The sequence below is a fragment of the Flavobacterium sp. JP2137 genome (assembly GCF_050562195.1).
In the GTDB taxonomy this organism is placed as follows: domain Bacteria; phylum Bacteroidota; class Bacteroidia; order Flavobacteriales; family Flavobacteriaceae; genus Flavobacterium.
On the sequence record NZ_CP191647.1, the window covers coordinates 1,094,310 to 1,109,038 of the forward strand.

General features: G+C 42.2%; 13 protein-coding genes. 6 read left to right on the forward strand and 7 right to left on the reverse strand.

The window, feature by feature from the left end; all coding sequences use genetic code 11:
• Positions 1 to 7 precede the first annotated feature (7 nt).
• Positions 8 to 361 (reverse strand): ISAon1 family transposase N-terminal region protein, encoded by a 354-nt coding sequence (locus ACQZ43_RS04780; protein WP_430611753.1) that lies wholly within the window; start codon positions 359 to 361, stop codon positions 8 to 10.
• A 429-nt stretch (positions 362 to 790) separates the two neighbouring features.
• Between ACQZ43_RS04780 and ACQZ43_RS04785 the strand changes: the two genes are divergently transcribed.
• Positions 791 to 1,444, forward strand: coding sequence for a hypothetical protein (locus ACQZ43_RS04785; protein WP_430614808.1), 654 nt, complete (start codon positions 791 to 793; stop codon positions 1,442 to 1,444).
• A gap of 259 nt (positions 1,445 to 1,703) precedes the next feature.
• Here the strand turns inward: ACQZ43_RS04785 and ACQZ43_RS04790 are convergent, their stop codons facing one another.
• The 3 genes from ACQZ43_RS04790 to ACQZ43_RS04800 form a co-directional block, all read right to left on the reverse strand.
• Positions 1,704 to 1,985 carry a F0F1 ATP synthase subunit epsilon gene (locus ACQZ43_RS04790; protein WP_430614810.1) on the reverse strand — a complete coding sequence of 94 codons (282 nt, stop codon included), beginning with the start codon at positions 1,983 to 1,985 and terminating at the stop codon, positions 1,704 to 1,706.
• 21 nt (positions 1,986 to 2,006) lie between these two features.
• Positions 2,007 to 3,518: a F0F1 ATP synthase subunit beta gene (atpD, locus tag ACQZ43_RS04795; RefSeq protein WP_430614811.1), complete on the reverse strand. Its 1,512-nt coding sequence runs from the start codon at positions 3,516 to 3,518 to the stop codon at positions 2,007 to 2,009.
• A gap of 278 nt (positions 3,519 to 3,796) precedes the next feature.
• Positions 3,797 to 5,308, reverse strand: a complete 1,512-nt coding sequence (locus tag ACQZ43_RS04800) for a catalase (protein WP_430614813.1) — start codon at positions 5,306 to 5,308, stop codon at positions 3,797 to 3,799.
• Positions 5,309 to 5,445: 137 nt separating this feature from the next.
• Between ACQZ43_RS04800 and ACQZ43_RS04805 the strand changes: the two genes are divergently transcribed.
• Complete coding sequence (locus tag ACQZ43_RS04805) at positions 5,446 to 6,375, forward strand: LysR substrate-binding domain-containing protein (RefSeq protein ID WP_430614814.1); 930 nt, start codon at positions 5,446 to 5,448, stop codon at positions 6,373 to 6,375.
• Positions 6,376 to 6,463: 88 nt separating this feature from the next.
• Here ACQZ43_RS04805 and glmS read toward each other — a convergent pair whose 3' ends face one another.
• Genes glmS through ACQZ43_RS04820 form a run of 3 tightly spaced genes read right to left on the reverse strand, consistent with a single transcriptional unit; the run spans position 6,464 to position 10,823 of the window.
• The gene (gene glmS / locus ACQZ43_RS04810; RefSeq protein ID WP_430614815.1) at positions 6,464 to 8,308 is read right to left on the reverse strand and encodes a glutamine--fructose-6-phosphate transaminase (isomerizing); all 1,845 of its coding nucleotides are present in this window, start codon (positions 8,306 to 8,308) and stop codon (positions 6,464 to 6,466) included.
• Positions 8,309 to 8,314: 6 nt separating this feature from the next.
• Positions 8,315 to 9,997 (reverse strand): DUF4270 domain-containing protein, encoded by a 1,683-nt coding sequence (locus tag ACQZ43_RS04815; protein ID WP_430614817.1) that lies wholly within the window; start codon positions 9,995 to 9,997, stop codon positions 8,315 to 8,317.
• Positions 9,998 to 10,019: 22 nt separating this feature from the next.
• Entirely contained in the window at positions 10,020 to 10,823 is an 804-nt protein-coding gene (locus ACQZ43_RS04820) for a glycogen/starch synthase (protein ID WP_430614818.1), read from the reverse strand.
• Between the two features lie 108 nt (positions 10,824 to 10,931).
• Here ACQZ43_RS04820 and panC point away from each other — a divergent pair, with 108 nt between their 5' ends.
• The 4 genes from panC (at position 10,932) to radA (ending at position 14,672) form a co-directional block, all read left to right on the forward strand.
• Positions 10,932 to 11,780: a pantoate--beta-alanine ligase gene (panC, locus tag ACQZ43_RS04825; RefSeq protein WP_430614819.1), complete on the forward strand. Its 849-nt coding sequence runs from the start codon at positions 10,932 to 10,934 to the stop codon at positions 11,778 to 11,780.
• Between the two features lie 13 nt (positions 11,781 to 11,793).
• Positions 11,794 to 12,144, forward strand: coding sequence for an aspartate 1-decarboxylase (gene panD, locus ACQZ43_RS04830; protein ID WP_430614820.1), 351 nt, complete (start codon positions 11,794 to 11,796; stop codon positions 12,142 to 12,144).
• A gap of 1 nt (position 12,145) precedes the next feature.
• The gene (locus ACQZ43_RS04835) at positions 12,146 to 13,114 is read left to right on the forward strand and encodes a lysylphosphatidylglycerol synthase transmembrane domain-containing protein (protein ID WP_430614821.1); all 969 of its coding nucleotides are present in this window, start codon (positions 12,146 to 12,148) and stop codon (positions 13,112 to 13,114) included.
• Between the two features lie 190 nt (positions 13,115 to 13,304).
• A complete protein-coding gene (gene radA, locus ACQZ43_RS04840; protein WP_430614822.1) occupies positions 13,305 to 14,672 on the forward strand; it encodes a DNA repair protein RadA in 1,368 nt (455 codons plus the stop codon).
• Positions 14,673 to 14,729 lie beyond the last annotated feature (57 nt).

Consider the following 14,729-nt stretch of genomic DNA (forward strand, 5'->3'; position numbering starts at 1 on the left):
ACTGGTCTTAGTATCGATTAATTTCTTTTAAAAAAGAAGCGAACTCTGTTGTCATACGAGTTCCCTTAGCTACTAATTCCCAGTCTCTTTGCACTAATTTGCGAGATTCCTTCTCAAGCCATCTTCGGCGTTTCACGTGAAGATAAACACTGTTTCCTCGCAAGGGAAAGTCTTGTATGGTGGTTTCGTTGTGGAAACCGTGAGCAACCAAGATAAGGTCCTGATGCTCTATGGGAACAACATTGCGCTCTTCAAAATAAAGATGCATAATTTCTGCTTGCTTGGTGGTTTTTACCAAATCAAAATGCTCTACTAAGAATTCGGGTAATATCAATTTAAGTAACTCTACATAGTTGTCCACAGTATCTCTTTTTTTTGCAAAAATCGGAAGTTTTTTTTAATTCACACACAACTTTTGAGAATGATCCGTTAAAACATCTTCTTATTTTAAACTATACGAAGAACATCTCACTTGCTAATTATAGCTTTTTTTTAAATATAAAAACACGTACTGTCTACAAGTAAAATACGCGGGGCTAACTGGGATTATAAAATATATAATTTAAACGCATTTTATTCGAAATGCGTTTAAATCGAAAAACAAATCTTTCATCAATACAAAAATCCCAACACGATGGAGAATTCTGGTATTTTATATAGACTACGCGCGAGTCCTCTCGCAGTAGCGTCGGCAAATTCGCAAATCAACACAAAAAAGAATAAATTTCTGGGTAAATAGGTATAATAATTAGATTTATTAGTAAATTAGATTGTTTTAAAACATTAAATTATGAAAAATGTAGGCTTGTTTTTAGTGTTATTGAGTTTTTCATTGGTTTCTTGTTCCACTGATGATGCTACAGGGACAGGCGAAACGCTTGTTAAGTTAAAATATGAAGACTTTGTGGATGAAAAGATGAATCAAGTATTGACTGAGGAGTTGAAGATGTCTATTTATCCTGGCGATACACCGCCGTTTATCGAGGGTGGTTACTTGGTAAATCCGTTTTATTGTCGGAAATCGAATTTTTCCGATGGTTATGAGGGAATGAATTTCGGAAGTACAGCTGTGTTTTTTTTAAATCAAAACAAGTTCGTTGGCAGTATAGATTTCAATAGTTTGCTGACTTATAATCCCGGTTTTGTTGGAAAGAGCGAGCGCTGGGATGGCAAGGGCTGTTTTATCTCGGGTGGCGATAATAAATTTTCAGTTGTTTTTCATACAGAGGGTACTTTGGATGTGGGATCGGGAATTTCGGCTCTATATAAGAACCTGGTGGCCGTATCTGGTGAGCTCGATATAGATAGTCAGGGTGTGGTAAAAGGCATAAAAGATTATCAAATGGCTTCTGTGATGTTAGATGATTTCGATGATCCTTATGGGGTGTTGATTGCAATCGGTAAGGGTAGGTTGTGGACGGATGAGTATGCTGAACGTCAATAAGTGTGATAAGTAGTAAATTATTAATGAAGGGTAGAAGACTGTTTTGTACAGTCTTTTTTTGTCTTGGTGTTTTTGAGATGTTGAATCGGTTTTGTTGGGGTTGTATTTGATGTCTTTCGCGACGTTTAAGCGAAGCTCTTGGCTTTGTTGACCACTGTGTTGACGGAGGGTAGAGAAAGGGCTGTTCCTGTTGTTTGCGCAAATAAAAAAGCTGCTTGGAATTTCCAAGCAGCTTTTTGTAAAGGGTTTGATCGACGTTTTAGTTTACTAAAATATTGATCGTATTGTCGTTCATTTCCAGTGTTCCAGAATTAATCGATAACCAATAAGTGGTATCGTTGATCTTCTGAAATTTAGAAGCGAATTCTTTAGCTATTTTGATGTCACTTCCTACGATCTTAATAGAGCCTTTGGTCAAGGCAGATACTATGGGAGCGTGATTGTTTAGCATTTGAAACTCTCCATTTAATCCAGGTACAGCTACCGAAATAACTTCTCCTTTGAATAATGTGGCCTCTGGTGATACAATTTCTAGTTTCATGGGAATAGCGTTTAAATTAGATTATACTTCGGCAAGCATTTTTTCTCCAGCTTCGATTGCTTCTTCAATCGTTCCTTTCAAGTTAAATGCAGCTTCAGGTAAGTGATCTAATTCTCCGTCCATGATCATATTGAATCCTTTGATCGTTTCTTTGATGTCTACAAGTACACCTTTCAAACCGGTAAACTGTTCTGCAACGTGGAACGGTTGAGATAAGAAACGTTGTACACGACGAGCTCTAGATACAGAAAGCTTATCCTCTTCAGAGAGTTCTTCCATACCGAGAATCGCGATGATATCTTGTAATTCTTTATATTTTTGAAGGATTTCTTTTACGCGTTGTGCACAAGCATAATGCTCTTTTCCTAAGATTTCAGGAGTCAAAATTCGCGATGTAGAATCCAAGGGGTCTACCGCTGGATAAATACCTAATTCCGCAATTTTACGAGACAATACCGTTGTGGCATCTAAGTGGGCAAAGGTAGTAGCCGGTGCCGGGTCAGTTAAATCATCCGCAGGTACGTAAACCGCCTGTACTGAAGTAATCGATCCCTTTTTTGTAGAAGTAATACGCTCTTGCATAGCTCCCATTTCTGTAGCTAAAGTAGGTTGGTAACCTACAGCAGAAGGCATACGTCCAAGTAATGCAGATACTTCTGATCCCGCTTGTGTAAAACGGAAGATGTTGTCCACAAAGAAAAGTACGTCTTTTCCTTGGTCTTCTCCAGCTCCATCACGGAAGTACTCAGCGATAGAAAGTCCTGACAAGGCTACACGTGCACGTGCTCCTGGTGGCTCATTCATCTGTCCGAATACGAAAGTAGCTTTGGATTCTCTCATGCCTGGTTTGTCCACTTTGGATAGATCCCATCCGCCGTTTTCCATAGAGTGCATGAAATCATCTCCATATTTTATAATTCCCGATTCCAACATCTCGCGAAGCAAGTCATTCCCCTCACGGGTACGCTCTCCTACACCTGCAAAAACGGAAAGTCCTCCGTGTCCTTTTGCAATGTTGTTAATCAATTCCTGAATCAATACCGTTTTTCCAACTCCTGCTCCACCAAATAATCCAATTTTACCCCCTTTAGCGTAAGGCTCAATTAAATCAATAACTTTAATTCCGGTGAATAACACTTCTGATGAAGTAGATAGATCCTCGAATTTTGGTGCGTTACGGTGAATTGGCAAACCATCTTCTCCGGCTTTTGGCAAATTGCCAAGACCGTCAATAGCATCTCCAATAACGTTAAACAAACGTCCAAACACGTCTTTACCAATAGGCATTTGGATGGGAGCTCCAGTAGCGATCACTTCATAACCTCTACTCAAACCATCGGTTGAGTCCATTGAAATGGTTCGTACGGTATCTTCTCCGATGTGAGATTGTACTTCTAGTACAAGTATGGTACCATCTTCTCTTTTGATTTCTAATGAATCATAAATTCTTGGAAGTTCGGCGTTTTGTGTGTTGAACACGACGTCAACTACTGGTCCGATAACTTGTGCAACTTTTCCTGTGACTTTAGACATTGCTTATGTATTTATTTAACAGCTATTTACGTTTAATGAAAAAACATTCTTTTTCCGAGTGCAAAGATAGTTTTTTTATCCGAAAATTAAAAAAGTTTGAAAATTTAATTTTCACTGCTAATTTACAAAATTAGTTCGATTGTAGAACCTCCTGTGTTAATTTTAATTGCGAAGGGTGCTTTTGGGCTTTTTTTTGGGCAACCCGCGAATTTTGCACGAACTAGCAATACGCAAAAAACCAGTTGCTGTCAACTGGTTTTTTTGTAATTAGGGTGTTCTTAGCGCTGCGGCATAAGGGCTTTTAGTTTTTCCATGTCGATTTGCAATCCTTGTGCAATTCCCATTCCCAGTGGAACACTGGCTCTAAACCAATGGCAAAGCTGACGCATAATGATTTCCTCGCGCTTCGGACCTTCTATTCCGCTCATCGCCCCAACGATGTTTTTAATCGTATTGGCTTTGGCTTGCGCATCCATTACGTTGTCAAACAAATCGCCGGGTTGGGTGTAGTGGTCGTTGTCGTTGGCATTGCGGTCGAAATAGGCCACGATATTGGAATCCAATTCGTAGGGTTGGCCCTTGGCTGCCGGATCTTCAAAATTGCCGTCAAAACTGTTTGGAAAGTAGTTGGGTGCACCACCGCTATTGCCATCAAATCGCATGGCGCCATCTCTATGGTAGTTGTTCGTCATAAAAGGACAGGCATTGACGGGTAAGCTTTGGTAATTTGTTCCTATTCGATAGCGCTGCGCGTCGGGATAGGATAAAATCCTTCCCTGTAGCATCTTATCCGGTGAAAAACCAATACCGTCTACGAGATTTGCCGGTGCAAAGGCGGCTTGCTCCACTTCTGCAAAGTAATTGCTCGGAATTTTGTTTAGTTCGATATAACCGACTTCAATCAATGGATATTCCTTTTGCGACCATACTTTGGTCAAATCAAAGGGGTTCCAACGGAATGTTTTTGCCTGTTCTTGCGTCATAACCTGAATCGAAAAGGTATATCTTGGAAAATTCCCTGCGGCAATGGCGTCAATCAACATTTTTTGTCCAAAATCCGGATCGCTTCCCCGCATAGCTAATGCTTCGTTTCCGGTTAAATTTTTAATACCTTGTTGTGTTTTGTAGTGAAATTTAACGTACGTCCATTCGTTATTAGTATTGACCATAGAAAAGGTGTGGCTACCAAATCCGTGCATGTGCTGAAATCCATTTGGGGTTCCGCGATCCGACATCAGGATGAGTACCTGGTGAAGGCTTTCGGGATTAAGTGACCAGAAATCCCAAACCATAGTGGGACTCTTGAGGTTGGTTTGTGGATCTCTCTTTTGGGTATGTATAAAGTCGGGAAACTTCTTGGCGTCTTTGATGAAAAAGACGGGAGTATTGTTTCCGACCAGATCCCAGTTTCCGTCTTCAGTATAAAATTTAAGCGCAAATCCACGGGGATCACGCTCGCTATCTGCCGACCCTCTCTCGCCGCCAACGGTGGAGAAGCGCACAAACATATCGGTCTCTTTGCCAATTTTTGAGAATAATTTGGCTCGGGTATAGGAAGTAATGTCGTGGGTAACCACAAATTTCCCATAAGCACCTGTGCCCTTGGCGTGAACAATTCGCTCGGGTATGCGCTCTCTGTTAAACTGGGCGAGCTTCTCATGGAGAAAGTAATCCTGCAATAATACGGGACCGCGTTGTCCAACGGTTTGCGAATCTTCATAATGCCCAACAGCACTGCCTGAATTGGTCGTTATTTTGCTGTTGATTTGCTTGTTATTGTTGTTGTCCATAATCAATCTACTTTAAGCGTTAATTTCTTTTTGATACTATAAAGATACGGATTTTTGTATATTGATAAAAACGAATGTTTAGATAGGTATATCGATGTTGTAGATAATTATTAGCTTTGTATTCAATTTTCTACATTATGAATTTACAACAATTGGAATATGTACTGGCGGTTTATGAGGAAACCAATTTTAGTTTTGCCGCTGAAAAATGTTTTGTCTCACAATCGACTTTAAGCACGATGATTATTAAATTAGAAGAGGAGTTGGGTATCGTAATTTTTGATCGTAAGAGCAAGCCGGTGGGGGTTACCTTAGAAGGGGCGGCCATTATAGAAAAGATTAAATTGATTTTGGCCAGTGTATACGATTTGCAAGAGATGACCAAGGAGATGAAGGGAAACCTATCGGGTAAGGTACGCGTGGGTGTTATACCTACCGTAGCTCCTTTTTTGATGCCGTTGTTTTTAAATCGCTTCGTCAATACCTACAAAGAGGTGCATTTGGTGGTTCAGGAATTGATTACCGAAAGTATCGTAGAGCGCATTGAAAACAGAACCTTGGACTTTGGTATCGCTTCCAGTCCGCTGCCGTCGAAGTATACCGAGGTCATTAGCATACCGCTTTACCAAGAGCCTTTTATGCTGTTGGATTATTCCGGTCACCGCCATTTGCTGCCGATTGATATCGGAGAAATCGACAAGCAGAAGTTGTGGTTGTTGGCGGAGGGACATTGTATGCGGGCGCAGATTCAAAATCTTTGTGCGGAGAATCAAGCGCAGAAACACTGGGCAAATCTCGATTATCAGGCCGGAGGTATGGATACCTTGATCCGCTTGGTTAAAAAAACAGGTGGGCTAACGCTGTTGCCGTATTTGGCTACCTTGGATTTTAACGAGCAAGAACGCAAGCAATTGTATCGCTTTGAACAGCCGACGCCTCAACGGGAAATCTGTTTATTGGTGCACAAGAATTTCGTTAAAAAAGGGGTTTTAAACCTTTTTAAAACCGAGATTACAGCGGCTGTTGCTCCGTTTTTAAAAGATTTTAAAAATCCGGCAACGAACTAGTGTCTGACTTTTTTGGAGTGCTTGGAATTAAAAGAGCCGTCTCGGTAAGGAGGCGGCTCTTTTTTTGATATTGATGCGTTATAGCGGTTTATTCAACCGTAACGGATTTTGCTAAATTTCTTGGTTGATCCACGTTGCAATCCCTTAGCACAGCGATGTGATAAGACAAGAGCTGTAGGGGAATCGTCGTGATAATTGGCGACAGCGCTTCGGAGATATAAGGTACTTCGATTACGTGATCGGCCAACGAACGCACTTGTTCATCTCCCTTGGTTACTACCGCAATGATTTTTCCGTTGCGGGCTTTGATCTCTTGGATGTTGCTGACGATCTTGTCGTAGTGATTTTGTTGTTGTGCCACTACTACTACCGGCATGTGTTCGTCTATCAAGGCGATTGGACCGTGTTTCATCTCTGCTGCGGGATAGCCCTCAGCGTGTATGTACGAAATCTCTTTTAATTTTAGAGCGCCTTCAAGGGCTACGGGATAGTTGTATCCGCGTCCCAAGTACAAGCAATTGGTCGCCTCTTGGTATACCTTGGCAATTTCCAAAATCTCGGGGTTCATCTTTAAAGCTTCCTCTACTTTTTCAGGGACCATTTCCATTTCTAATAAATAGCGTTGGTAGTCCGAGTTATTCATGGTTCCCTTGGCTTTGGCTAGGCGTAAGGCGATCAGGGTTAAAACCGTGATTTGAGTAGTAAAGGCCTTGGTCGAGGCTACGCCGATTTCGGGTCCTGCATGGGTGTAAGCACCGGCATGCGTTTCTCGGGATATCGATGAGCCGACAACGTTACAAACACCAAAGACAAAAGCGCCTCGTTGTTTGGCCAGTTTAATCGCGGCTAAGGTATCTGCGGTTTCTCCGGATTGGGAAATGGCAATCACCACATCGTTCGGGTAGATAATCGGGTTTCTGTATCGGAACTCCGAAGCGTATTCGACCTCTACGGGGATTCTTGCAAATTCCTCAAAGATGTATTCCGCTACCAATCCCGCGTGCCAAGATGTGCCACAGGCAATGATGATAATGCGGTCGGCATTGAGAAATTTTTGCAAATTGTCTTCTACGCCAGCCATTTTAATCAAACCGCGGTCAGAGAGCAAACGACCTCTATAGGTGTCTTTAATCACATTGGGTTGCTCGTGAATCTCCTTGAGCATAAAGTGGTCGAAACCGTCTTTCTCAATTTGCTCCAAATTGAGTTGCAACTCTTGTATATAAGGCGTTACCAAAGAATCATCTTTGATTTTGCGCAGCTTCAGCGGCTTGTGTAAGCGTATAATAGCCATTTCTTCATCTTCTAAATAGATGGCGTTGTTGGTGTACTCGATGAAGGGAGAAGCATCTGAGGTGACAAAATATTCGTTTTCGCCAATTCCAATAGCCAACGGACTTCCCAGTCTGGCTGCTACAATTTCATTGGGTTTTTTAATGTCAAATACTGCAATAGCGTAGGCACCTACCACTTGGTTTAAAGCGATTTGTACCGCTTTACCCAATTTGAGTTTATTGGTTTTCTGGATGTCTTCAATCAGGTTTACCAATACTTCTGTATCGGTTTCCGATTTAAAGGTATACCCTCTGTTAATCAATTCTTTTTTCAGGGAATCGTAGTTTTCGATGATTCCGTTATGGATGATAACCAATTCTCCTGAATTGGAAAAATGCGGGTGGGAGTTTACGTCATTGGGTACTCCATGAGTAGCCCAACGGGTATGTCCGATACCGATATTGCCAATTTTAACCGCAGCTGAGGCAATGGCTTCCAAGTCGGAAACCTTTCCCTTAGTCTTGCTTAGGTTGATTTGATTACCGTCGTAAACTGCTAATCCAGCACTGTCGTAACCTCTGTATTCTAATCGCGTCAATCCCTTTATAATTACGGGGTATGCATCGCGATGTCCTATATATCCAACAATTCCACACATAGTTGATTAGTTTTTAGGTGTTGTGTAAAAAATTTCGAGCTTCATTTTCTTGTCTTGATCGCCGTTGTTGCTGCCGTATAAAACCGTGCCCAATGGCGACATAATCGAAGACGTAGGAATTGATTTGATGTCTCTAGGGGTATGACTAATCGGTGTTTTTAAACGCTTAGTCGAAACATTGTCGATATCGTAACTCACCGCCAAACCGAGCTTCACATTGGTAGAATCTTTATTGATCAAGTTGTTGATGTGATCGGCGATTTTAATCCTGTAGCGAATGCCTTTTTTGTCGTCCGTTGATTCTCGCTCTAAAATTCCGCCGTAAATCGCCTTAGAATATAAAGTGTTCTGTGGGGTATTGTCGGTGGCGTAATCTCTGATGACCAAGTTGTTGTTTAAATCGTATAGGTAGATTCTCGAAGGTTCTACCTGTGTTCCATTGGAAAGCATTACCTTGTCCACATAGAAGGTCAGTCGGGCATCGTTGATCAACCACTTGTTCTTTCTCAGGTATTCCAACTCCTCGGATGTTCCCGTGCTGTTGTTTTTAAACAGTTCGATAACCGCTAGTGATCCGCTACCTCCTTTGAGGAAAAGCTTGTCGTCACCTTGGATTTTGTTGGGAGTTAGTAGTTTTTGTAAATACGTAGGATTGTAGGTACTGGTGAAATAATTCGCCGTGATTAGGGTGTTATCCGTAACCCCTTCTTTTACTACGTCGCTACTAACTTTTAATCTTAATTCTTTTCGTTCACGACCCACTCCTGCCGTTTCGGAGTCCTGTTTGTAAACGACTACTAATTCGGCGGCTGCAAAATTAATCACGCTTATCGCTCCGCTATTACCCGTGCTTGTCGCTTTAAAATAAAGCCCTCTAAAGAAGCTTTTGAACTGATTGTTGTTGGTCAAATTCTCTTGGTTCTCCGGAGAAAAAAGCATTTTTTCAAAATGCGCTTTGTTTAAATCCAACCATAAACCGGCAACGAGTTGTTGTTTAACCAAAGGGTCTCCGGTGGTTTCATCCAGTTGAATAACCCCCTCTTTGTTGTATCTGTACAGTTTAATAGGGGTGTTTTTAAAATAAAATTCGTCGTTTTGAGAGCGGTCATCAGAGTCGTTTAGCGGTTTTCCCGCTGCGGTTCCCTTGATGAAATCTTCAATCTTCGATTTTTCATCGGAATATATTCTACTTGGATTACTTGGGTCCGGGCTAAAATTATTTAGAAAATAGCCGTTCTCGTAAACTTCCAACTTGAATTTTCCAGTGCCATAAGTCGAAGGCAACGGATATTGTTGTTTTTCATTTACGGTTTCGATGGCTCCCACGATATAGGGCACATAAACATAAACCGAGTCAATTTTAGGGTTTTTACCCAAATTGACCAAGGTATTGGCAGAGGGTAAGGATACTTGCGACACATAATTCGCTTCTGTTTGCCCAAAAACGGGATCGTCAAAAGCGCCTAAAGCATTGTATGGGAGGTAACCCGTTTCTACTGCTCCTGGCTTGTTTGCCTCACCAGTAGCTTGACTATAAGCGACTACGTCGGTGGCGGTGTATTTGTCCATTAAGAAGTTTTCTTCACCGATAACACCCGTTCCCAGGGTATTGAAATCTTTGTCGCAAGATTGGATGCTCAAAGCTCCAATGGAGAGTAATAAACCTTTTAATAATGCTTTTCTATTCATGTGTGTGTTTTCCAAATTAGGATTATACTTGTTTTTTGTAAAAATCAGTATACGCTTCTGCAAATTTATCTTTCGGAGTGAAAGGTAAAAAAGGTTTTTTTGAAGATTCTATAAATTTTGTTAAACTTGAAGACACGTTTTCAGAGGCAATAATCACGCCGTCCGAGTGAAGTATGGCGTTTTTCATGATGTTCTCAAAAGTAGGGTCGATCAAGTCGGCTATGGTCTCTTCTGGCAATTCGTCAAAAGCGACTTTGCTCTTCATCTGGGCCCCTAAAGGACCGTCGAAAGACTGACTAAATACCGAGGTAATGATTTTGGTTTCCGAAAATATCGCCTCGTCCTTGTAAAAGTTTTTTAAATATACCGGCAATAACGATGCCAGCCAGCCCTGTACGTGAATGATGTCTGGTACCCAGTTTAATTTTTTCACCGTCTCTACCACACCTTTGGTGAAGAAGATAGCGCGTTCGTCATTGTCTGCGAATAAGTTTCCATCTTCATCTGTAAAAGTGGACTTTCTCTTAAAGTATTCGTCGTTATCGATAAAGTATACTTGAATGCGTTCTTTGGGGATCGAAGCTACTTTGATAATCAAAGGCATGTCCATATCATTGACTACCAGGTTCATACCTGATAAGCGTATCACCTCATGTAATTGATGTCTCCTCTCGTTAATGCTTCCGTATCTTGGCATAAAGATCCTGATTTGACCTCCTTGGTCGTTGATCATTTTTGGGGCGTCATAGGACATTAATGAAACCTCATTTTCTGCTAAATACGGTACCACTTCAGATGATACATACAATATCCTCTTATCTTCCATCTTGAATTTTGATTTTATGTTCGTTATAAAAAACGTTGCAAATTTACAAAAATTTAGTGAGTTATTTGGTAAATAACTAATTTTGCAGTCATTTTAAATCTAAATGAGATGTTTATTTATACCACAAAAACGAGTTTAGAGCGTCATTTAAAAGCGTTTAGAGACCAAAACAAAACGATTGGCTTCGTGCCAACAATGGGTGCAATACACGACGGACACCTGTCGTTGCTAAAGAAATCGGCTCAGGAGAACGATTGCACGGTCATCAGTATCTTTGTCAATCCCACCCAATTCAACAATGCGGAAGACTTGGAGAAATACCCTCGCAATTTGCAACGGGATGTGGAGACAATTCAATCGCTTTCCGATCAAATCGTGATTTTTGCCCCTAGCGTGGTGGAGATTTATGATGATAATACCGTGGCGGAATCTTTTTCTTACGACGGTTTGGAGCTGGAAATGGAAGGTGCACAACGCCCGGGTCACTTCGACGGAGTGGGTACTGTAGTCAAGAAATTATTCGAAATCGTGCAACCCGCAAAGGCGTATTTTGGAGAAAAGGATTTTCAACAGCTGCAAATCGTCAAGAAAATGGTCGAGAAAACCGGTTTAAACGTGCTTGTAATCGGTGTGCCGATTCACCGCGAAACCTCCGGATTGGCCATGAGCTCGCGCAATGAGCGACTCTCCGAACGCGGTTTGCAACAGGCCACCTACCTCTACAAAGTCTTGGTAGAAGCCCAAAAATTATTTGTTTTTGAAAATCCCGTTAAAGTTCAGCAGTTTGTTGAGAGCGAATTTAAAAATAATCCTAACTTTGACCTCGAATATTTTGCTATTGCTGACGAAGCGACTTTAAAACCCGCAGTGGAAAAAGAAGCCGGTCACAAGTATCGCGGTTTCCTTGTCGCTCATTTGGAAGGAGTTCGTCTGATCGATAACATATCTTTAAATTAATTAACATTGTCTGATGCAAATAGAAGTTGTAAAATCTAAAATTCATCGTGTAACGGTAACCGGTGCTGATCTTCATTATATCGGTAGTATCACCATCGATGAAACCCTGTTGGAAGCCTCCAATATCGTGGAAGGAGAAAAAGTGTCCATTGTCAACATCAATAATGGAGAACGCTTTGAAACTTATGCGATTCCCGGACCTAGAAATAGTGGCGAAATCACACTCAATGGACCGGCTGCTCGCAAAGTGCATCAAGGGGATGTAATCATCATTATCGCCTACGGACTCATCGATGCCGAAGAGGCGAAAACCTTTAAGCCGTCGATCGTTTTTCCCAATGAAAAAGACAATACGCTAACGTAAAATGACCAAGCCCAAAATAGGTAAAATAGCCAATGTCGTCCTGCCGCTTTTGTTGGGGGTCTTTTTGGTTTTTTACGCCTATAATAAGTTTAGTCCAGAGCAAATAGAAGAGATGGTCGGCTATTTTAAAAACGCCAATTACAATTATATAATCCTCTCTTCTATTTTTTCTATTATCAGCTTGGCATCCCGGGCCTACAGGTGGAATTTTGCCCTGCAATACTTGGGGTATTCCCCTAAGTTTACCACCAATTTTATGGCGATTTCCATCGGTTATTTGCTCAATTTAACACTGCCGCGCTCGGGCGAATTCTCGAGGGCATTGATCTTGCAGAAATATGAAAAAGTGCCTTTTGACAAGGGATTTGGAACCATTATTTCCGAAAGGGTCATCGATTTAATCTGCTTGTTGCTATGCGTACTGCTCGCACTGCTCTTTCAATACGACGTTTTAAAACAATTTTTATTGGAGAAAATTCCCGTGGAAAAACTGATCCTTTTGGGCGGTATAGCCACCTTGGGATTAGTCGTGCTGCTCGTGGTATTCAAGTACGCACAGTGGAAGTTTGTCTTGCTGATCAAGAGCAAGGTGGCTGGTCTTGTCGAAGGGGTAACCAGCATTTATAAGCTGCCCAAAAGAGGGGCTTTCCTCTTCCATACTTTGGTGATTTGGAGCACTTATATCCTCACTTTTTACTTCGGGATGTTTGCCTTAGAGGAAACCAGCGGTATGAGTCTTGGCATGATACTGTCTTCTTTTGTAGCCGGTAGCTTTGCCGTAACCTTTACCAACGGCGGCTTTGGCGCATTTCCGTTAATCGTTTCGGAATTGCTGGTGTTTTACCAGATTCCCCATACAGCCGGTACCGCTTTTGGCTGGATCTTATGGACGTCCCAAACCGCCTTAATCGTGTTGTTGGGAGCCCTGTCTTTTTTATTCTTACCGCTGATTTACAAAAAAAAGGTATAGACCGCTGTTGTAATCGGTATATTCGTTCCGGGGCGTATTCGCTCGGTCTGCTTTTTTAATTGAAAAACGCCCGTGATTGATGCAACGAATCGAGTCCACTTTGAAGCCATAACGACCAATCTCGCATTCCCGCACTTCGCGAATCTGCCAATCCACAAATTTCCGTACTTTTACCCTTTAAAGAAAAAGTATGGCAAAGGTAAAAACGGCATTTTTCTGCCAGAGTTGTGGAGGGCAATCGCCGAAATGGATGGGGCAATGCCCGTCTTGCAAACAGTGGAATACACTGGTGGAGGAAGTGATTCAAAAGGAAGAGAAAACCGCCTGGTCTACGGCATCCTCAAGCGGAGGGGTAAAAAGGGTTTCCAAACCTTTGCGCGTCAAGGAAATCGACAGCACGGAAGAAATTCGCATGAACACCCTAGACGGCGAGTTAAACCGCGTATTGGGCGGGGGTATAGTGCCGGGATCCATGATACTCCTAGGAGGCGAACCCGGTATTGGAAAGAGTACTTTGTTGTTGCAGATTTCTTTAAAACTACCCTACAAAACCTTATATGTTTCGGGAGAAGAGAGTCAGAAGCAAATCAAGATGCGGGCCGAACGCATCAATCCCAGCAGCGAAAACTGCTATATATTGACCGAAACCAATACCCAAAATATCTTTCGTCAAATCGAAGCCATCGAACCCGATGTGCTGATCATCGATTCGATACAAACCCTACACACCGATTATATCGAGTCGTCTGCAGGCAGTATTTCACAGATAAAGGAAACCACCGCAGAGCTGATTAAGTTTGCCAAAGAAACCAATACCCCGGTGATCATCATTGGGCACATCACCAAGGATGGAAATATAGCGGGGCCAAAAATATTGGAACACATGGTCGATACCGTGCTTCAATTTGAAGGCGATCGCAACCACGTATACCGAATCCTGCGTTCGCTTAAAAACCGCTTTGGATCGACGGCCGAATTGGGAATCTACGAAATGCAGGGCAATGGCTTGCGCGAGGTGTCCAATCCATCCGAAATTTTGATTTCCCACAAGGAAGAGGAACTTTCAGGAACGGCTATTTCTGCCACCTTAGAGGGCATGCGTACCTTGATGGTCGAGATTCAGGCCTTGGTGAGTACCGCGGTATACGGAACCCCACAGCGCAGTGCAACGGGCTACAACCTCAAGCGATTGAATATGATCTTGGCGGTCTTGGAAAAACGAGCGGGTTTCCGACTCGGTGCCAAAGATGTCTTTCTAAACATTACCGGCGGTATTTCTGTTGACGATCCGGCCATCGATTTGGCCGTGGTAGCAGCGATACTCTCGTCCAATGAAGACCTGGCCGTGCCCAAGGAATTTTGCTTTGCTGGAGAGGTCGGATTGTCCGGTGAAATTCGTCCGATAAATCGCGTGGACCAGCGCATTCAAGAAGCTGAAAAACTGGGATTTACCTCGATGTTCGTCTCCAAGTACAACAAGATCTCCTATAAGGGAACCGGGATAAAAATCATCTTGGTTTCGAAAATTGAAGATGTGGTCGACTACCTTTTTGAATAATTGGCAAGGTATTGGATTAGAGCAATGAAACGCACTGCTTTGGCTAGCGCGATGAAA